Genomic DNA, 18,134 nt, shown 5'->3' with positions numbered 1-18,134 from the left:
CGTTATCGCCCCGCGCCAGCCCCAACCACCACACGCTTAAGATTTGCTCATGATCGGTCCCAAGTCAGTGCTCACCAGTGCGGCTGGCCGGCTCGCACCCAAGGTCATCGACTCCGCCCCGGGCGTGACCACCACGGTGGTCCGGCAGGCGCTGCACCACGCGATCGCGGGCATCGGTCCGCTCCCGGGAGCGGCGGCGGCCGCCGAGAAGCACTTGGAGAAGCACGACAACGACATCGAGGCGGCCGTGAAGCATGCCATCGACAACCACGTACGGATGGCCGGCGTGGGTGGTTTCGCGACCAACATCGGTGGTCTGGTCACCCAGGCGGTGACCCTCCCTGCCAACATCACCGGCATCGCGATCATCCAGTGCCGCATGGTGGCCGTGATCGCTCACCTTCGCGGCTACGACCTGACCGACCCCCGCGTACGCAACGCCATCCTGCTCACCCTCCTGAGCGAGGAGAAGGTCGGCAAGCAGATCCAGGCCAAGAAGATCCCGGCGCCGCCGATGGCGATCGCGACTGCCCCGACCTATGATCGCGCGATCGACAACAAGGTCGCCAGCGAGGTGGCCCAGGAGCTGCTCAGCCGGGTGACCGGCAGGGGCATGATCTCGATGGCTGCCAAGCGGGTGCCGATCCTCGGCGGCGTCGTCGGCGGCGGCGCCGACGGATGGATGACCTACCAGATCGGCCGCTACGCCTCACGCGAGCTGCTGCCGCGGCGCGCCGAAGAAGGCTGAGGCCTCACAGGAACCACACAGGTTCCTCACACGTTCCTCCGAATACCGGACTTCACACTGATGTAGTCCGCTCAGGAGGAGCAGCAGATGACCCCCGATGCGAGCCTCACCCCCGCCACCCCCGCCTGCCCCCCAGCAGGGGTTGGGGAGAGGCCACATCTGCTCCTTCTGGGCGGCGTGCCCGGCGCCGGCAAGAGCACGCTGATCCGACAGGTCGCTGAGCGGAACCCGGCGGTACACACCCTCGATCCCGAGACCTCCGCACGCTGGCTCGCGGCACGGGCGCCGCGGATTCCCTACCGTCTCTACCGGCCGGTCGTGCACCTGTGGCATGCGCTCGCGACCTTGGTGCTCGTCCTGCTCGGCCCGACCCGCGAGCGGCGTACGATCCTCGTCCACGACCCCGCCACCCGGGCCCGCCGCCGCGCGTTGCTCGGGCGGATCGCCCGGGCCCGCGGCTGGCGTACGTCGCTGGTCATGATCGATGTGCCTCGCGCTGTGGCGATCGACGGCCAGCAGGCACGCGGGCGAATGGTGCGCTCGACGTCGTTCGACCGCCACTGGCACCGGTGGACCGACGATCAGCCGCGGCTGGTGGGCGTAGCGGCCTTCGGAGGCACCGACGGCCCCTGGGACCGGGTCCACGTGGTCGACCGCGCCCGCGCCGGCGGTCGGCTCGAGACGCTCCTGGTGGCCTAGCGGCGCACCAGGCGGTAGAGCCTCAGCACCGCCCGGCCCCACCAGCGCCGCTCGAGCCCCTCGCGAGCCCGCTGCTTCGGCACCAGTGACCGGGTGTGCTCGAGCTCGGCGCGCAGCTCGACGACCTCGTCCTCCAGCCGGGCCTCGGACTTGCGCAGCCGGATGGCCTCCTGGAGCAGGGCCTCGATGGTGGCGACCCCGGCGTCGAGCACCTCGCGTGAGGAGATCGTGTCGGGGTCGACGAACGGCTTGCCCGCGAGATCGGCAGGAACCAGCAGCTCCTCCAGCCCGCCGACCACGTCGTAGCCACGTCCGGTCAGCGCCTCGACCCAGCTCTCGGAGAGCGACTCGACCCACGGCAGGATCGAAGGCGAGAGCGCCAGGCGCGCGGAGTCACGGCGCTTGGCCAGCGTGCGGTGGGCCAGGAACTCGCGTACGAACGGCCGGTAGTCGGCCGGCTCGAGGACCGGCACGACCGCCAGGTTGATCTCGCGCAGCAGGGCGGCCTCGGGCACCCCGAGGGACGGGTTGCCGCGGTCGATCCCCTCGAAGTCGATGGTCAGGTCGTCGAGACCGAAGGCGGTCGAGAACCGCTCCCACAGCAGCGTCGACGGCGAACCCGGCGGCGGCACGGTGATCAGGTGGACGCGCTCGGGCGCGATGCCCTGGGTCCACCGGTCGAGGATGTCGGGCAGCTCCTGGACGCCCCAGAACCACGATCCGATCCGTCCCGCACGATCGAGGTCGCGGATCTCCTCGAGGAACTCCGAGTAGGTCACCACGGAGCGGTGCTTGACGTTCTCCTGCCACTCGGCCGGGATCTGCCGGGCCAGGTCGCGCGCGGAGAGCATGATGTGGATCTCGGAGTCGCCCAGCGAGTCGAGGGCGTGCTTGGCCTGCTGCCAGGAGGCGCTCGCCAGGATCTCGTGGGAGATGATCACGGTGCCGTTCTCGACGGCGCGCACCTTCTCGGCGAGTGCGTCCCAGGTGCCGGTCGCCTCTTCCTCGATGCCGCCCCAGGGCAGGTCCATCAGGTCGAGGGCCGCCAGGAAGTGGGCGTCGAAGCGGTCGGCGAAGTAGTGGACGCCCTGCTCGGCGAGGGTCTCCCGGTTGTGGAAGAGAACATCTTGAAGATAGGACGTGCCCGTCTTCGGGGTGCCGACATGAAGCAGCACGCGCCGCCCAGTCTCCAACGTTCTACTCCTCTAAGGACGCCCCGCCAGCAATGACAACGCGAGCGCCAGCGCCCGGCGCTCGTCGGGACCCTGAGTCGCCGTCCCGGAGGGGAGCAGCCGGTCAGGATCTCCGTGGAGAGCGTATCCGGCTTCCACCAGCGCATCACGTTGGGCCCGCGCCTGTGTTTCGACCCAGGCAAAACTTTCTGCCGGGACGCCGACCTCCCGAGCCCCCGGATGGAGGGGCTCGAGCTTCTCCAACCGCGGTCGCAGCTCGTCGATGAGCAGCTTCCGCTGAGCCTCGAGCTCGGTTCGTACGCAGAGAACCTGGCCGATCACCCGCGCGACCTCGTTCGCCTCGGCCGAGATCGCCCAGGGGCCCGGCAGACTGTCGACGCCGAGGAGGCCGGGCAGCAGAGCGGGGTCGGTGACGATCTCGACCCGGTCCTTCCCGACTCGATCCGCCCACCAGCGAGCGATCCGGGGCAGGTCGGCGCGGGGACCGAACCAGCCGCGCCACTGGGCGTCGCGTATCCAGATGTGCCAGGGGTTGACCCGGTTGGTGAAGGTGCGGAACTTCCATGCCCCGGCGGCGACCTCGTCCAGCGGACCACCGAGGACGTAGACGGTGTAGCCATCGCCACCGGGCAGCCTGCCCTGCCGCTCCAGCTCCTCGCGGATGGGCAGCGTGAGCCACGGCGACCCGACCAGACGATAGGGGAAGCTCTGCTGCTCCTTCGTCGACCTCGTCCGTCGGCGCGGCCACCACCGACGCCGCACCGGCACGGTCTCCGCGGTGTCGAGCAGGTCCTCGGCCAGCAGCACGCTCGCCGCCCGCAGCAGCTCCCGCGACGACAGCGTCGACGGATCGACGGGCAGCGGACCGTACGTCCTGATCTCGGTGTCCCCGACCAGCGGCAGGTCGCGGCGGCCGCGGCCAGGTGGGCTCGTGCGCAGCAGGGCTTCGACGCGGGAGGGCTCCACCGGGCCGGTCGCGTTGAGCCGCCGCAGCAGCTCGAGCACCTCGGCGCCCGGCAGGTGAGCGGTCATGAACGGCTCAGCGGGCTCGGACCAGGATGTCCACGGCGTCGTACCGCCCTCGCGCAGATGCGCTGCCCACCCCCAACCGCGGGACGCTGGCATCAGGAGCGTCGCCCCTTGACCCGCCGCATCACACCGGCAGCGCGGGATGCGACCGAACGCGGGGGCGGGGTGCTGCGGGCGGCCTCGACGACGACAGCGACCAGGGCGTCGATCGCCGCGTCGGCGACGTCCTTGGCGCGCGGCGTGTCCGGGTCGATCCATTCGACGTCGGCCTCGGGTCGCTGCGGGCGGAGGTCGTCGAGGTCACCGGAGATGTCGACCTTGGCGAGCTCGGCCCACTCGATCCACGACTCGGCGACCTGGTCGGACCAGTCGAAGGCGGACGGCGGCATGGTGACCCGCTCGCGACCGTCGCGGTGGGCGAGGGTGCGCTTGGCGATCACGTCGGTGACCAGGTGGCGGTAGTCCTCCCGAGGGAGCTCCTGCGCCTCGAGCCGCGCGTTGAGCCGGCGCAGCAGCGTCGCTTCCGCGCGACCCAGCGACTGGTTGTGCCGGTCGCTGTCGATCGGCGTCCAGGACTCCTCGATCCCGACGACCTCGCAGAACCGACGCCAGAGCACCTCGCTCGGCGCCCCGTCGGGCGGCACGGTGACCAGGTGCACGCGCTCCGGTGGCAGGTTGCGACCCCACCGGCTGAGGACGTCGGGCAGGCCGTGCGTACGCCAGAACCAGGCGGCCGAGCGCGACTGCTTCGCCATCTGCATCCGCTCGAGATAGCGCGCGAAGGTGACCTTGCGCTCGCGCTGCACCTGGTCCTGCCACTCGGCCGCCAGCACGCGCGCGATGTCACGAGCGGTGTAGACGATGTGCACCTCGGTGCGGCCGCCCTCACCGAGGTCGGTCATCGCCTTCTCGACCCGGTCGGGCCTGGCCCCGGCGAAGAGGTGGTGACTGATCAGGATGGTGTCGGCCTCGCTGCGGCGTACGCGTTTGACCAGGGTGTCCCACTCGCCGTGGACGGTCTTCCGCATCCCGCCCCATGGCCGGTCGATCAGATCGAGCGCCGGCTTGAAGAAGTCGGGCTGACCGCCGACCGGGTAGAAGACGCCGTGCTTCTCCAGGGACACCCGATTGTGGAACAACCGGTCCTGGAGGTACGTCGTGCCCGTCTTCGGAGCGCCGACGTGGAGAAAGACTTTGCGCGCCATGATCCCGCTATTCTGTACCAAGTTAGTAGAGATTGTCGCGGCGGTCCGTCGATTGTCACCCGGCCGTCACTGTTGGGTGCAGTCTAGGGCTTGTCGTCAGGTTCTACGGCAGTGCTCGCACGACGGCCGAGGGGCTCGGCCTGCCGAGGTGGTCGGCGAGCCAACGGCTCGTGTCGACGACCTTGTCGAGATCGACGCCGTGCTCGATCCCGAGGCCCTCGAGCATCCAGAGCAGGTCCTCGGTGGCGAGGTTTCCGGTGGCGCTCTTGGCGTAGGGGCAGCCACCCAGGCCGCCGGCGCTGGCGTCGTACGTGGTGACCCCACACTGGAGCCCGGCGAGGGTGTTGGCCAACGCCTGACCGTACGTGTCGTGGAAGTGCAGCGCGAGGCGGTCGGTCGTGACCCCGGCATCACCGAACGCCTGGACCAGCGCCTTCACGTGGCCGGCGGTCGCGACGCCGATCGTGTCGCCGAGGCTGAGCTCGTCAGCCCCGAGATCGAGGAGCCGCTTGCCCGCCTCGACCACCTTCGCGATCTCGACCTGGCCCTCCCAGGGATCCCCGAAGCACATCGACAGGTAACCACGGACGGTCATTCCGGCCTCTCGGGCACGGTTCATCGTCGGCTCGAACATCGCCCACTGACCGTCGAAGGTCTGGTTGAGATTCTTGTTGGCGAACGTCTCGGTCGCGCTGCCGAAGATCGCGATGTGACGCAGCTCCAGCTCGAGCGCGCGGTCGAGCCCCTTCTCGTTGGGGACGAGCACCGGGAGCTCACGCGCCCGGTCCCCCAGCCTGTCGACGAGCTCCGTCATCAGCTCCTTGGCGTCGGCCAGCTGCGGCACCCACTTCGGGTGCACGAAGCTCGTCGCCTCCACCGGGCTCAGCCCCGCATCGAGCAGCCGGGTGATCAGGTCCGCCTTGACGCCGGTGTCGATCGCCGTCTTCTCGTTCTGGAGGCCGTCACGGGCACCGACCTCGTAGATCGTCACCTTCCGCGGCAGATCGGACTGGGGCACGACAGCGGGGAGAGCACTCACCACTCAACCCTAGTCGAGCCGTGACGGGTTGGGCAGGGCTCGGGCAGCACCGACGCTGCCGAGCCCGACACGGCGCAAATGCGCTCGATCCGAGGGGTGCGGCAACAGACTGACCCGAGAGCGAGTCATAGACACCGACCGATTTCAACGGTAGAACGTCGTGACAAGCATCACAGATCGGGGGGTCGTGGTTTGAAGTACGCGAAGCGAGGGCGCGGATCTACGAACGCGCCAGGACAAAGACGTCGACCTCAGGGCCGACACATGATCGCGCAGGTCGCGGTGGCCGCGCTGGCCGCCGGCGGGCTGGCTGCCTGCGGGGGATCCAATGATGCCGTCCTCAACTGGTACGTCAATCCCGACGGGGTCGAGGTCTTCGAGAAGTACGCCGACCAGTGCAGCACCGACGACTACGACATCGAGGTCCAGCTGCTGCCGACGGGTGCCACCGATCAGCGCACCCAGCTCGCCCGACGACTGGCGGCCGAGGACTCCTCCACGGACCTGATGAACCTCGACCCGGTCTTCGTGGCCGAGTTCGCCAACGCGGGCTGGCTGAAGGAGGTCGAGGGCGACCTCGGCGACCGGATCATCACCAGCACGGAGGGCGAGGGTGACTACCTGTCCGGCGCCGCCGACACGGTGGTCTGGGAGGACAAGGCCTACGCGATCCCGTTGTGGGCCAACACGCAGATCCTCTGGTACCGCGAGTCTCTCGCCAAGGCCGCCGGTCTCGACATGACGAAACCGGTCACCTGGGAGCAGGTGATCAAGGCCGCCGCCGACCAGGGCGGGTCGGTCGGCGTCCAGGCCGACAAGTACGAGGCGTACGTCGTCTGGATCAACGCTCTCGTCCAGGGCGCCGGCGGTGCGATCGTCTCCAACACCGAGGCCGGCCGGGACGCGAAGGTCGAGATCGACTCCGAGGCTGGACGTCAGGCCGCGACCGTCATCCAGATGCTCGCCGACTCCAGCGCGGCCCAGCCCGACCTCAGCGTCTCGCGCGAAGGGACCAGCCTCGGCCAGATGTTCCCGGCGAGCGGCCCCGGTGAGTTCATGACCAACTGGACCTTCGTCTACAAGAACTACGAGGGTGCCATCGACCAGGCGGGCGGACCGACCAAGGAGCAGTTCGGCGACCTGGCCTGGGCGCGCTACCCCGCGACGGTGGAGGGCGAGGTGTCCAAGCCGCCGGTCGGCGGCATCGACATCGGCGTCGGCGCCTACTCGGAGCACCCGGAATGGGCCGCCGCGGCAGCCGAGTGCATCACCTCCGAGCAGGCGCAGGTCGACCTGGCGCTCGAGGCCGGGCTGATGCCCTCGACCAACGCGGCGTACGACGAGGTCGCCGCCAGCGGCGACTACCCGGAGGATCTGATCGAGCTCTACCGCACCAGCGTCGACGAAGGCGGCCCTCGACCCAAGAGCGCTTACTACTCGATGATCTCCGGTGCGATCCAGTCGACGTGGCACTCGCCGGAGTCGGTCGATCCTGACACCACACCCGAGGAGTCCGCGACCTACCTGGAGGACGTGCTGGAAGGGAAGTCGCTGCTATGAGCGCTGTTGCTGCCCCTGCCAAGCGTCGCTCGGGTATGAGCGAGCGGGCCCGCGCCGAGAACCGGCTCGGGCAGAAGCTGGTCGCACCGGCCATCGTGCTGATGCTGCTCGTCACTGCCTTCCCGATGCTGCGAGCCATCTACCTGTCGACCTTCGACTACGCGCTGACTGCGCCCGAGGAGCGCCAGTTCATCGGGCTGAGCAACTATCTCACCGCGCTCACCGACCCGCTGTTCTGGCAGACCACCGGCGTCACCGTGCTCTACATGGTGGTCACGGTGACGATCGAGCTGGTCATCGGGTTCATCTTCGCCATGGTGATGCACCGGGTGGTCTTCGCCCGGGGCGTGATCCGCACCTCGATCCTGGTGCCCTACGGCATCATCACCGTCGTCTCCGGCTTCGCCTGGCAGTTCGCGTTCTCGTTCCAGAACGGCTTCGTCAACGGTTGGCTGCCGTTCGTGGGCGACGACTTCAACTGGTTCGGCCAGACCGGGTCGGCGGTCGTGGCGATCATGGTCTCCGAGATCTGGAAGACCACCCCGTTCATGTCGCTGCTGCTGCTCGCCGGTCTGGCGCAGGTCAGCGACGACATGATCGAGGCGGCGAAGGTCGACGGAGCGACCTGGACCCAACGGCTGACCAAGGTGATCCTGCCGAACATGCGCGCGGCCATCATGGTCGCCGTCCTGTTCCGTGCACTCGATGCGTACCGGATCTTCGACAACATCTTCGTGATGACCTCCGGGGCGGTGCGGACCGAGTCGATCAGCTTCCTCACCTATCGCCAGACCATCGAGCAGTTCCAGCTCGGCATGGGCTCGGCGTTGTCCGTGCTCCTCTTCCTATCCGTCCTGGTGGTCGCCTTCTTGATCGTCAGACTCTTCCGCGTCGATCTGGCGCAGGCACGACAGGGGTGATCGGCATGATGAAGAACCGTGTGGGCACGATCATCGGCTGCCTCCTGATCCTCGTCTGGTGCCTCCTTCCGGTGGCCTGGATCATCTCGCTGTCCTTCAAGTCCGAGGCTGCGATCACCAACGGAAGCCCCGGCTTCTTCCCCGCCGACGGTGGCGGGGCGGGCTGGGACAACTACGTGGCCGTGTGGGACAACGAACAGTTCCGGCGCGCGATCTTCAACTCGATCGGGATCAGCCTGATCGCGACGTTGCTGTCGGTCATCGTGGCCACTCTGGCGGCGTACGCGATCGCTCGGCTGGAGTTCCGTGGCAAGAAGGCTGTGCTGACCATCGCGTTGGCGATCGCGATGTTCCCGGTGGTCTCGCTCGTCGGACCGCTCTTCGACATGTGGCGGGCCATCGGGCTCTACGACACCTGGCCAGGGCTGATCATCCCCTACATGTCCTTCACGCTTCCGCTGGCGATCTGGACGCTGTCGGCCTTCTTCCGCGAGATCCCGTGGGAGCTCGAGCAGGCCGCACAGGTCGATGGCGCCACCTCGTGGCAAGCCTTCCGCAAGGTGATCGTGCCGTTGGCCGCACCGGGCGTCTTCACGGCGGCGATCCTGACGTTCTTCTTCGCGTGGAACGACTTCGTCTTCGGCATCTCGCTCACCTCGACCGAGAACGCCCGACCGATCCCGGCATCGCTGTCCTTCTTCGTCGGCGCCGACCCGTTCAACCGGCCGGCCTCCCTGCTGGCCGCGGGAGCGGTCATCGCCACGATCCCGATCATCGTCATCGTCCTGATTTTCCAGCGCAAGATCGTCGCCGGGCTCACGTCCGGCGCAGTGAAGGGATAGGTGCTGCTGCCATGGCCGCTATCACCATGAATCACATCGTCAAGCAGTACGGCGACGGCTTCCCGGCCGTCAACGACATCTCCATCGACGTCGCCGACGGGGAGTTCATGATCCTCGTCGGACCTTCCGGCTGCGGTAAGTCCACCCTGCTGCGCATGATCGTCGGTCTCGAGGACATCACCTCAGGCGACATGATGATCGGCGACCGCCGGGTCAACGACCTCGCCCCGCGCGATCGCAACCTGGCGATGGTCTTCCAGAACTACGCGCTCTACCCGCACCTCACCGTCTACGAGAACATCGCCTTCCCGCTGCGGCTCGCCAAGACGCCCGAGGCCGAGCTCGACAAGCTGGTGCGGGACGCGTCAGCGACCCTCGAGCTCGACGAGCACCTGGATCGCAAGCCCGGCAACCTGTCCGGCGGCCAGCGACAGCGGGTCGCCATGGGGCGGGCCATCGTCCGGCAGTCCGATGCCTTCCTCTTCGACGAGCCGCTGTCGAACCTCGACGCCAAGCTCCGCGGCCAGATGCGCACCGAGATCGCCCGGCTGCAGAAGCGGCTGGGCATCACCACCGTCTACGTCACCCACGACCAGACCGAGGCCATGACGCTGGGCGACCGGGTCGCCGTGCTCAAGCGCGGCATCCTGCAGCAGCTGGCCACTCCGCGCGAGCTCTACGAGAACCCGGGCAACCTGTTCGTCGCCGGCTTCATCGGCTCCCCGCCGATGAACTTCCTGCCGGCCACGGTCAAGGGCTCCACGGTCGAGCTGCCCTTCGGCAGCGTGGAGATCCCGGCCGAGAGGGCCGAGCGTGCCGCCGGACGGGGCCTGCTCATCGCCGGTATCCGCCCTGAGCACTTCGAGGACGCATCTCTGGCCTCGGACTCCGTGCGCACCGGCTCGACCTTCTCCGCCAAGGTCGACGCCGTCGAGTGGCTGGGCAACGAGACCTACGCCTACCTCCCCTTCGAGGCACCAGCCGAGGTCAGGGCCCAGCTCGAACAGCTCGAGAAGGACCTGGACGGAGAAGGCCTGCGCACCCAGCTCGTCGTCTCGCTCGACGGCTCCAGCCGGATCGCCGAAGGCCAGGACGCCGAGATCTGGGTCGACGGCCGTCGGATCCACCTCTTCGACCCGTCGACCGGCGAGAACCTCACCGTCGACCATGAGCACGCCGGCCGAATCCTCGGTGCCGAGGTCAACTCGGGCAAGGCCTGACCCGGCACCGTACAAGATCGAGCGCCCCTGACTCGCGCAGTCAGGGGCGCTTGTCATCGCCCTCAGTCAGTCAGCAAGCCGGCAGCCACGAGGAGCACCTGGAAACTTCAAGCCGGCAATGATCCAATCCGTGTACATGTCGATCCGCAGGCGCACGCGCACATCGCCATTCGCTCTGGTGAGCGTCGTCATCACCGGCTCGGTCACACCATTCTCCGTTTCAGCGCGGACGCCAGTCTCGTCAGTCCACCCGCGGGCAACCATCGCCTTCACGATCTCTGAGTATCCAGAGCGAATCTCCGGAAGCACAGCATCGAGGCTTCTTGCTGGTCCATCCCGAACGGCCTCCGCGGTCCAGCTCTTCCAGGCATCGAGTTGAGCCAGGCTTCCGTCTGACTCATCGATCGCACACGGAGTGACTCGGGCAGGCTCGTCCGACAAGACTTTCGGTGGATCCTGTAGCGAGTTCAAGTCATCCAACGCCGGGGCCAACGTCATCTTCCAGGTGGAAAGAGCCTCTTCATCGGTGACCGTCGTCTGGGGATCGCGCGAACTGCCTGAGTAGTTGGCGAAAGCGACCAGCACCGTCGCCACGACAGTCAAGGCAACAAAGACCGAAACTACCGAAAGGACGATCATCCCAACGGCTTTCAGCAACTGCGACAACGTCCAGTCCTCCAGCGCACCCAGGCCAACTTTCAATGGACCAACAGATGTAGGTCGGCCGGGAGTCGCGAGCCGCCCAGATCGAACACCAAGAACCTAATACACACCCAGGGGTGTCGCGGGGTCTTTCTCAGGTCGGTGAACGAGCTGTGGAGGTGAGCGCATGACCGGGGCCATCAGGTCATTCGGTAGGCGCCGCGTCGACCACGAAGAGCTCGGCGCCCAGCGGGACCTGCGAGCCAGCGGAGGCTCCGACGGCGGTGACCACGCCGGCGAAGGGGGCCTTGAGAGCGACCTCCATCTTCATCGCCTCCAAGACACCGAGGACCTGGCCCTCCTCGACCTGATCGCCGACCTGGACGCGTACGTCGATGACGGTGCCGGGCATCTTGGCCTCGACGGCTCCGTCGCTGTGGTGGGCGGCGGCACCGGCGACGCGGTCGGGCGGGGAGAGGTCGAAGCGGTGTCCTTGGTGGACGATCTCGGCGAGGCCGGGCTGGACGTTGACGGCCGCCCAGTGACGTACGCCGTCGACGACCGCCACGAGGACGTGGTCGGCCGCGCTGATCTGCCGGACGAGGTGACTGACGCCATCGCTGGCGACACGGCTGGAGGGGCGGTCGACGGTGACACGGCGGTCGAGGTCGACGAGGGTCGGTGCCGGGGAGCCGGCCAGCCGCCAGCCGTCGGCGCGGAACGGCGTCGTGGTGTCCGAGATCGCCGAGAGCATCGCGCTGACCCAGGCGACGAGCGTGCGCGGCACGTCGGGGTCGGGGGCGGGCACCTCGTTACGGTCGAGCCAGGCAGTGTCGATCTCCGCGTCACGGAAGGCGTCGGAGGCCGCCAGTACGCGCAGGAAGCCGGTGTTGGTGGTCAGCCCGAGGACGGCGGTCGCGTCGAGCGCTTTGACCATCGCCGCACGGGCTTCCTCGCGGTCGGCGCCGTGGACGATGACCTTGGCGAGCATCGGGTCGTAGGCGGTGCTGACCACCTGCTCGCTCTCCAGAGCGTGCTCCACACGAGCGCTCTCGGGCCAGCGCACGATCGAGGTGCGGCCGGCCTGCGGCAGGAAGCCCTCGAAGGCGTCCTCCGCGTAGACCCGGACCTCGATGGCGTGGCCGTCGATGCGTACGCCGTCCTGAGCGATGCCCAGCGGCTCACCGGCGGCGACCCGGAGCTGGAGCGCGACGAGATCGGCGGCGGCGCCGTCGATGCGTACCGCCTCCTCGGTGACCGGGTGCTCGACCTGGAGACGGGTGTTCATCTCCAGGAAGTACGCCTCGCCGGACGCCTCGTCGAGGAGGAACTCGACCGTCCCGGCGCCGGTGTAGTCGACCTGGCGAGCGAGCGCGACGGCGCTGGTCAGGACCAGGTCCCGCTGCTCGTCGGTGAGCGTCGGGGCGGGCGCCTCCTCGATCACCTTCTGGTGGCGGCGCTGGACGGAGCAGTCGCGCTCGAAGAGGTGGATGACGTTGCCGTGGGTGTCGCCGAAGACCTGCACCTCGATGTGGCGGCCACGCTCGACGTACTTCTCGATCAGGAGGGTCTCGTCGCCGAACGCGCTCAGCGCCTCGCGGGCCGCGGCCGCGCGGGCCTCGTCGAGCTCCTCGGGCGAGCGGACGATGCGCATGCCCTTGCCGCCACCACCGGCCGCAGCCTTGACCAGCAGCGGGTAGGGGCTGTCCTCGCCCCGCGGCACCACCGGTACGCCGGCAGCGACCGCGATCTCCCGGGCCGCGTCCTTGCGACCCATCTGCTCGATGACCTCGGGCGTCGGACCGACCCAGGTCAGCCCCGCCTTCGCAACCGCACGCGCGAACTCGGCCCGCTCGGAGAGGAACCCATAGCCCGGGTGGATCGCCGCAGCGTCGGCCGAGACCGCGGCCGCTACCACCGCGTCCGCGTCGAGATAGGAGACCACTTCGACGGCCTCGTCGGCGTCACGTACGTGGGGCGCGTCCGCGTCGAGCGCGGTGTAGATCGCGATCGTGCGGATGCCGAGCTCGCGGCACGTCCGGAAGACGCGGCGCGCGATCTCGCCTCGGTTGGCGACCAGAACACTCTCGAACATTCCGGGTTCAGACATTCCAGTCACATCCTGAAGATTCCGTAGCGGGGTTCGGGGGTCGGCGCATTGGCCGCCACCGCGAGCCCCATCGCCAGCACCCGGCGGGTGTCGGCGGGGTCGATGATGCCGTCATCCCACAGGCGCGCGGTGGCGTAGTAGGGGGATCCCTGGGTCTCGTACTGGTCCCGGATCGGCGCCTTGAACTCCTCGTCGTCGGGCTTGCCGGCGACAGTCGCGAGCACCGATGCGGCCTGCTCGCCACCCATGACCGAGATCCGCGCGTTGGGCCACATCCACAGGAACCGCGGGTCGTAGGCACGGCCGCACATCCCGTAGTTGCCGGCGCCGTAGGAGCCGCCGATGACGACGGTGAACTTCGGGACCACCGAGCAGGCGACGGCGGTGACGAGCTTGGCACCGTCGCGGGCGATGCCCTTGTTCTCGTACTCGCGACCAACCATGAACCCGGTGATGTTCTGCAGGAACACCAGCGGGATGCCGCGCTGGTTGCACAGCTCCACGAAGTGAGCGCCCTTGAGCGCCGACTCGGAGAAGAGGATGCCGTTGTTGGCGACGATGCCGACCGGCTGCCCCTCGATGTGGGCGAACCCGCAGACCAGCGTCTCGCCGTAGAGCGCCTTGAACTCCTGCAGCTTGGACCCGTCGACGATGCGGCGGATCACCTCGCGTACGTCATAGGGGGTCTTCGTGTCGGCGGGCACCACGTCGGTGAGAGTCTCCGGGGACTCGACCGGCTCGTCGTACGGCACGGTCCGCGTCTCCTGCTCCGGCAGGGTCGAGACGATTCCGCGGACGATCTCGAGCGCGTGCTTGTCGTCGTCGGCCAGGTGGTCGACGACGCCCGACTTGGTCGCGTGGACGAGTCCGCCGCCGAGCTCCTCGGCGGTGACCTCCTCGCCCGTGGCCGCCTTCACCAGCGGCGGCCCGCCGAGGAAGATGGTGCCCTGGTCGCGCACGATCACGGTCTCGTCGCTCATCGCCGGGACGTAGGCGCCGCCGGCGGTGCACGACCCCATCACGGAGGCGATCTGCGGGATCCCGCGCGCGGACATGTTGGCCTGGTTGAAGAAGATCCGCCCGAAGTGCTCGCGGTCGGGGAAGACCTCGTCCTGCTTCGGCAGGAACGCGCCGCCGGAGTCGACGAGGTAGATGCACGGGAGGTTGTTCTCGGCCGCGATGGTCTGCGCCCGCAGGTGCTTCTTGACCGTCAGCGGGTAGTAGGTGCCACCCTTCACGGTCGCGTCATTGGCCACGATCATGCACTTGCGGCCGGCGACCATCCCGATCCCGGCAACCACGCCGGCCGACGGCACCGCCCACTCGTCCCCGTCGTCATACATTCCGTACGCCGCAAGCGGAGCCACCTCCAGGAACGGTGACCCGGGGTCGAGGAGCCCGTCCACCCGGTCGCGCGGGAGCAGCTTCCCGCGGTCGGTGTGCCGTTGCCGGGAGCGCTCGCTCCCGCCTTGCCGTACGCGCTCGAGCCGCTCACGCAGCTCGTCGGTGAGCTCCCGCAGGTTTGCCGCCATGGGGTCGAGGTTAACGGTTATTAACCTCTGCTGACAAGAGCTCGGCGCGCCTCGGCGGCCCGTCGGCGGGCCGCGGGGTAGGGCAGGTCGTCGGCCAGCTGTTCAGCAGCGGCCAGCAGGACCTCCGCATCAGCGCCGCGCCCGAGGCGCGAGCTCGCCAGCGCGAGCACGACCGTCGCATCGACTTCATCGAGATGCTCCCCGGCCTGACAGGCCCGCTCGACCTCGGCGGCGGCCACCCGGTGCGCTTCCTCGATGTTCTCGGCGGCGAACTGCGCCCGCGCGAGGAGAACCGGGACGTCCGTGGTTTCGGCGATGCTCGCGAGCGCCGCCTCCGGTTCCCCGGTGGCCAGGTGATGCTCGGCGAGGGCCGTCCGCACCACCTGTCGAGCCTGCAGGTCGCCGGCCGTGGTGACGGCATCCTCGGCACGGGCCAGCAGCGCTGCGGCGTCGTCGTGGCGGCCCGCCTCGGAGCGGACTGCCGCGAGCGCAGCCAACGCGTACGGCAGACACCAGGTCTCCTCCCACTCGGCGGCCGCCACCGCCTGCTCGGCGAGCTCACAGGCGGCGTCGCCCTCGCCGAGCAGCAGCCGGATCTCGGAGAGGTTGGCGCGCTCGAACGCGGCCGACGACGGGTCACCGGAGCGGAGGGCCAGCTCGAGCGCGCGGTCGCCGAGCTCGACGGCTCGGCGCAGCCGCCCGTGGCGCCGGGCGTTCTCGCGCAGCGTGGACAGCACGGCGACGAGCAGGGTCGGCTCTCCGTACGCCTCGGCCGGGGCCAGGGCTCGGTCCGCCGCCGCACGGGACTCGGCGGAGCGGCCGGCCAGACCGAGGTTGGTCGCCTGGCTCACGTACGCACGCGCGACCAAGCCGTGGCGTGCCGCTCCGGGCACTTCCTCAGCCGCGCGCAGTGCACGCAGCGCGGCGTCGTATCCGTCGTCGTAGCGCCCCTGCAACCGGCGCAGGATGGACCAGGCGAGCGCATGGTCGGCGGCGGCCTCGGCAGCGACTCCGGCACCCAGCGGGCGGTCGGCCAGCACCTCGGCGGCCCCGGCGACCTCGCCCAACCGTAGGAGTGTCTGCGCCAGGAGCGCGGTGCCGAGCACGCACTCGGACTCTTCGCCGCGCCGGCCGAGCTCGTCAATGGCGATCCGGAGCGTCTCCGCCGCGCGGACGAACTGCCCCATCCGATACAGCACGTGGCCGTGCGCGAGCCGTGCCCGAGCAGCGTCAACGTCGAGCCGGGTCACGAGGTCGCGGTAATAGCGATCGGCGGCGTCGTTGGCGTACAGCGCGGCGGCACGTTCGGCAGCGCGCCGCAGGTACTCACCCGCCCGCGGGTCGTCGGCTCGGGCGAAGTGGACCGCGAGCGTGTCGACCGCATCCGGTCGACGTCGCAGCACGGCCTCGGCGACGGCGGCATGCAGCTGCCGGCGGCGGACCCCGCTGAGCCGTTCGTAGCAGGTAAGCCGCACCACCGGGTGGCGGAACGCGAGCCCGTCCTCGCCTTGGCCCGAGACCACGACCTGCCGTTCCTCGACGAGCGATGCCGCGATCGCGCGCTCCACGGCGTCGGCGACGGAGCTGCCGGCAACCGGCGGCTCCAGCCCATGACGTGCGACGTCGAGCAGCTCGGTGAGCGCCACCTCGCCGCCGACCACGGCGATCGCCTCCACGATCCGCCGGGTGTCCAGGTCGAGCCGGTCGAGCCGCAGGCCCACCGCCTGCCCGACTCCGTCGGGCGTCTGAAGATCGCCGGTCGTACCGGTCCCCGGCCCGCGGGCCAGCTCGAGCGCGAACAGCGGGTTGCCCCTGGAGAGCCGCCACGCCCGCCGGAGCGTGTCCTCGTTCCGGTCGGCGGGCGGGACCGCGTCGCGCACCATGGCCACGCACGCCTCCTCGTCGAGCCCGTCGAGCCACTCGGTGACGCACAGACCTTGACGTATGAGGGAGGCGATGACCTTACGGCGGGGATCGCCCTCGGGGAGCTCTTCGGCGCGGTACGTGGCCAGGAAGCCCAGGTCGGTCCCGCGGTCGGCGGCGTGCCGGGCCAGGTGGCCGAGCAGCCGGAACGTACCGGCGTCGCCGGCCTGCAGGTCGTCGAGGACGACGAGGACCGGCCGCTCGGCAGCGAGCGCGCCGAGCACGAGCGCACCGGCACGGAACAGGCCGTCCCGCTCTTCCTCCGGCGTACGCTCGCCGTCCGCCGGCACCTGTCCGAGCGAGGGCAGCAGGGCGGCCAGCTCCGGGTACTCCGCTCCGACGTCGGCACGCTCGGCGGCGTCGCACCCTGCGAACCACCGGTCCAGGGCCTCCGCGAGCATCCCGTAAGGCGCTCCGCCTTCCGGCTCACGGCCCACGCCCCACAGGACCGCGGCTCCCGATGCGGCGGCGCGGGCCGCCGCCTCGGCCGCCAGCCTGGTCTTGCCCACCCCAGCCTCGCCGGTGAGCAGCACGACGGGCGGTCGCCCGGGGGCGGCGAGCCGCCCGAGCACCGTCTCCCGACCGCGCAACGGCGCGGCGGTGGCCGCCAGAACAGGCGCAGGCAGGCCAGGCGCAGCCGGGACCCGGGCCGGCGCTTCGGTGAGAGCCTCACGGTGCAGCCGCTCGATCGCCGGGCCGGGGCGTACGCCGAGCTCGGCGTCCATGGCCCTGCGGCACCGGTGGTACTGCGCCACCGCCTGCCGCCTCAGCCCCTGGCGCAGCGCCGCCTCGATGACGACCCGATGGGCAGCCTCGTCGGCCGGGCTACCGGCAAGGACCTGTTCGGCCAGGGCCACCGCGTCCCGCGGTTCGCCGGCGGCCAGCCGGACGTCCGCCAGGCGCAGCCGGAGCCGGTCGCGCAGCTCGGCGATCTGGTCCCGCCGGGCCTCCGTCCACGGCTCGTAGCGGTCCTCGGGCAGCAGATCTCCGGTGAACAGCGCCAGCGCACGGGCGAGCGCGTCGTCGCCTCCGTCTGCAGCCTCGCCGTTCGCCCTGAGCGCGGCCAGCCCCGCTTCCTCGGCCCGGTCGGCGTCGATCCGCACGGTCGCCGGGTCGAGCGCAAGCATCGGCCCGTCGGCCACCAGGTACGACGAGGCGGCCCGCGGCGCCAGCTCCGGCTCCAGCGCGTGACGGGCGGCATGCAGCGCGACGCGCAGGCTGCCGATGGCGGCCTGCGCGTCGATGCCGGGCCAGCAGGTCTCCATGACCTGCTCCCGGTGCAGCCGGTGGTCCGGCGTCACAGCGAGAAGCTTGACGAGGGCGCGCGCGCTCGGCCGCGGCCACTTCTCCGGAAGGGGAGGCCCGCCGTCACGCGTGACCCGGAACCCGTCGAGAAGGTGGAGCCGCAGCAGGGGTGCCGGGGGGTCGTGCCGCTCGTCCATCGGAGCGCCACTTTAGTCCCAGCGCGAGCA

The 18,134-nt window shown here is 69.7% G+C and carries 14 protein-coding genes; 6 read left to right on the top strand and 8 right to left on the bottom strand.

The features are described 5' to 3' along the window. Positions 1-49 precede the first annotated feature (49 nt). Together IEY84_RS10275 and IEY84_RS10270 are read left to right on the top strand one after the other, a co-directional pair. Positions 50-748: an EcsC family protein gene (locus IEY84_RS10275; RefSeq protein ID WP_221208540.1), complete on the top strand. Its 699-nt coding sequence runs from the start codon at positions 50-52 to the stop codon at positions 746-748. An 87-nt stretch (positions 749-835) separates the two neighbouring features. Continuing rightward, positions 836-1,447 carry an AAA family ATPase gene (locus IEY84_RS10270; RefSeq protein WP_183542719.1) on the top strand — a complete coding sequence of 204 codons (612 nt, stop codon included), beginning with the start codon at positions 836-838 and terminating at the stop codon, positions 1,445-1,447. On the opposite strand, the gene IEY84_RS10265 is transcribed toward IEY84_RS10270, so the two are convergent. From IEY84_RS10265 to IEY84_RS10250, 4 genes are all read right to left on the bottom strand, one after another. Continuing rightward, positions 1,444-2,640 (bottom strand): hypothetical protein, encoded by a 1,197-nt coding sequence (locus tag IEY84_RS10265; RefSeq protein WP_221208539.1) that lies wholly within the window; start codon positions 2,638-2,640, stop codon positions 1,444-1,446. The two genes, IEY84_RS10270 and IEY84_RS10265, sit on opposite strands and share 4 nt — an antisense overlap. A 12-nt stretch (positions 2,641-2,652) precedes the next feature. Beyond that, positions 2,653-3,765: a hypothetical protein gene (locus IEY84_RS10260; RefSeq protein ID WP_183542717.1), complete on the bottom strand. Its 1,113-nt coding sequence runs from the start codon at positions 3,763-3,765 to the stop codon at positions 2,653-2,655. Further along, a complete protein-coding gene (locus IEY84_RS10255; protein WP_183542715.1) occupies positions 3,765-4,874 on the bottom strand; it encodes a hypothetical protein in 1,110 nt (369 codons plus the stop codon). Before IEY84_RS10255 ends, IEY84_RS10260 begins: the two co-directional genes overlap by 1 nt. 103 nt (positions 4,875-4,977) lie before the next feature. After that, positions 4,978-5,913: a hydroxymethylglutaryl-CoA lyase gene (locus tag IEY84_RS10250; protein ID WP_183542713.1), complete on the bottom strand. Its 936-nt coding sequence runs from the start codon at positions 5,911-5,913 to the stop codon at positions 4,978-4,980. 264 nt (positions 5,914-6,177) lie between these two features. Between IEY84_RS10250 and IEY84_RS10245 the strand changes: the two genes are divergently transcribed. From IEY84_RS10245 to IEY84_RS10230, 4 genes are read left to right on the top strand one after another with little or no spacing between them, the layout of a single operon-like run. Beyond that, positions 6,178-7,473: an extracellular solute-binding protein gene (locus tag IEY84_RS10245; RefSeq protein WP_183542711.1), complete on the top strand. Its 1,296-nt coding sequence runs from the start codon at positions 6,178-6,180 to the stop codon at positions 7,471-7,473. Continuing rightward, on the top strand, positions 7,470-8,393 hold the full coding sequence (locus tag IEY84_RS10240; RefSeq protein WP_183542709.1) for a carbohydrate ABC transporter permease: 924 nt from the start codon (positions 7,470-7,472) through the stop codon (positions 8,391-8,393). Before IEY84_RS10245 ends, IEY84_RS10240 begins: the two co-directional genes overlap by 4 nt. Positions 8,394-8,398: 5 nt before the next feature. After that, the gene (locus tag IEY84_RS10235) at positions 8,399-9,235 is read left to right on the top strand and encodes a carbohydrate ABC transporter permease (RefSeq protein WP_183542707.1); all 837 of its coding nucleotides are present in this window, start codon (positions 8,399-8,401) and stop codon (positions 9,233-9,235) included. Positions 9,236-9,246: 11 nt separating this feature from the next. Further along, positions 9,247-10,455 carry an ABC transporter ATP-binding protein gene (locus IEY84_RS10230; RefSeq protein WP_183542705.1) on the top strand — a complete coding sequence of 403 codons (1,209 nt, stop codon included), beginning with the start codon at positions 9,247-9,249 and terminating at the stop codon, positions 10,453-10,455. A gap of 66 nt (positions 10,456-10,521) precedes the next feature. On the opposite strand, the gene IEY84_RS10225 is transcribed toward IEY84_RS10230, so the two are convergent. The 4 genes from IEY84_RS10225 to IEY84_RS10210 all read right to left on the bottom strand — a co-directional run bounded on the left by IEY84_RS10225 (position 10,522) and on the right by IEY84_RS10210 (position 18,104). Then, positions 10,522-11,121 carry a hypothetical protein gene (locus tag IEY84_RS10225; protein ID WP_183542703.1) on the bottom strand — a complete coding sequence of 200 codons (600 nt, stop codon included), beginning with the start codon at positions 11,119-11,121 and terminating at the stop codon, positions 10,522-10,524. Positions 11,122-11,302: 181 nt separating this feature from the next. Beyond that, positions 11,303-13,207, bottom strand: coding sequence for an acetyl/propionyl/methylcrotonyl-CoA carboxylase subunit alpha (locus IEY84_RS10220; protein WP_229788573.1), 1,905 nt, complete (start codon positions 13,205-13,207; stop codon positions 11,303-11,305). 5 nt (positions 13,208-13,212) lie between these two features. Then, positions 13,213-14,739 (bottom strand): carboxyl transferase domain-containing protein, encoded by a 1,527-nt coding sequence (locus IEY84_RS10215; RefSeq protein WP_183542700.1) that lies wholly within the window; start codon positions 14,737-14,739, stop codon positions 13,213-13,215. Positions 14,740-14,759: 20 nt separating this feature from the next. Then, the gene (locus tag IEY84_RS10210) at positions 14,760-18,104 is read right to left on the bottom strand and encodes an ATP-binding protein (protein WP_183542698.1); all 3,345 of its coding nucleotides are present in this window, start codon (positions 18,102-18,104) and stop codon (positions 14,760-14,762) included. Between the last annotated feature and the right edge of the window lie 30 nt (positions 18,105-18,134).

The sequence above is a fragment of the Nocardioides albus genome (assembly GCF_014648255.1).
GTDB lineage: Bacteria > Actinomycetota > Actinomycetes > Propionibacteriales > Nocardioidaceae > Nocardioides > Nocardioides albus.
This window is presented reverse-complemented; position numbering and strand designations above follow the sequence as displayed.

Bases quoted from the DNA above. Each gene is read 5' to 3' on its own strand.
- IEY84_RS10275 (WP_221208540.1), top strand. From the start codon at position 50: ATGATCGGTCCCAAGTCAGTGCTCACCAGTGCGGCTGGCCGGCTCGCA.
- IEY84_RS10270 (WP_183542719.1), top strand. From the start codon at position 836: ATGACCCCCGATGCGAGCCTCACCCCCGCCACCCCCGCCTGCCCCCCA.
- IEY84_RS10260 (WP_183542717.1), bottom strand. From the start codon at position 3,765: ATGCCAGCGTCCCGCGGTTGGGGGTGGGCAGCGCATCTGCGCGAGGGC.
- IEY84_RS10255 (WP_183542715.1), bottom strand. From the start codon at position 4,874: ATGGCGCGCAAAGTCTTTCTCCACGTCGGCGCTCCGAAGACGGGCACG.
- IEY84_RS10245 (WP_183542711.1), top strand. From the start codon at position 6,178: ATGATCGCGCAGGTCGCGGTGGCCGCGCTGGCCGCCGGCGGGCTGGCT.
- IEY84_RS10240 (WP_183542709.1), top strand. From the start codon at position 7,470: ATGAGCGCTGTTGCTGCCCCTGCCAAGCGTCGCTCGGGTATGAGCGAG.
- IEY84_RS10235 (WP_183542707.1), top strand. From the start codon at position 8,399: ATGATGAAGAACCGTGTGGGCACGATCATCGGCTGCCTCCTGATCCTC.
- IEY84_RS10230 (WP_183542705.1), top strand. From the start codon at position 9,247: ATGGCCGCTATCACCATGAATCACATCGTCAAGCAGTACGGCGACGGC.
- IEY84_RS10220 (WP_229788573.1), bottom strand. From the start codon at position 13,207: ATGTCTGAACCCGGAATGTTCGAGAGTGTTCTGGTCGCCAACCGAGGC.
- IEY84_RS10215 (WP_183542700.1), bottom strand. From the start codon at position 14,739: ATGGCGGCAAACCTGCGGGAGCTCACCGACGAGCTGCGTGAGCGGCTC.
- IEY84_RS10210 (WP_183542698.1), bottom strand. From the start codon at position 18,104: ATGGACGAGCGGCACGACCCCCCGGCACCCCTGCTGCGGCTCCACCTT.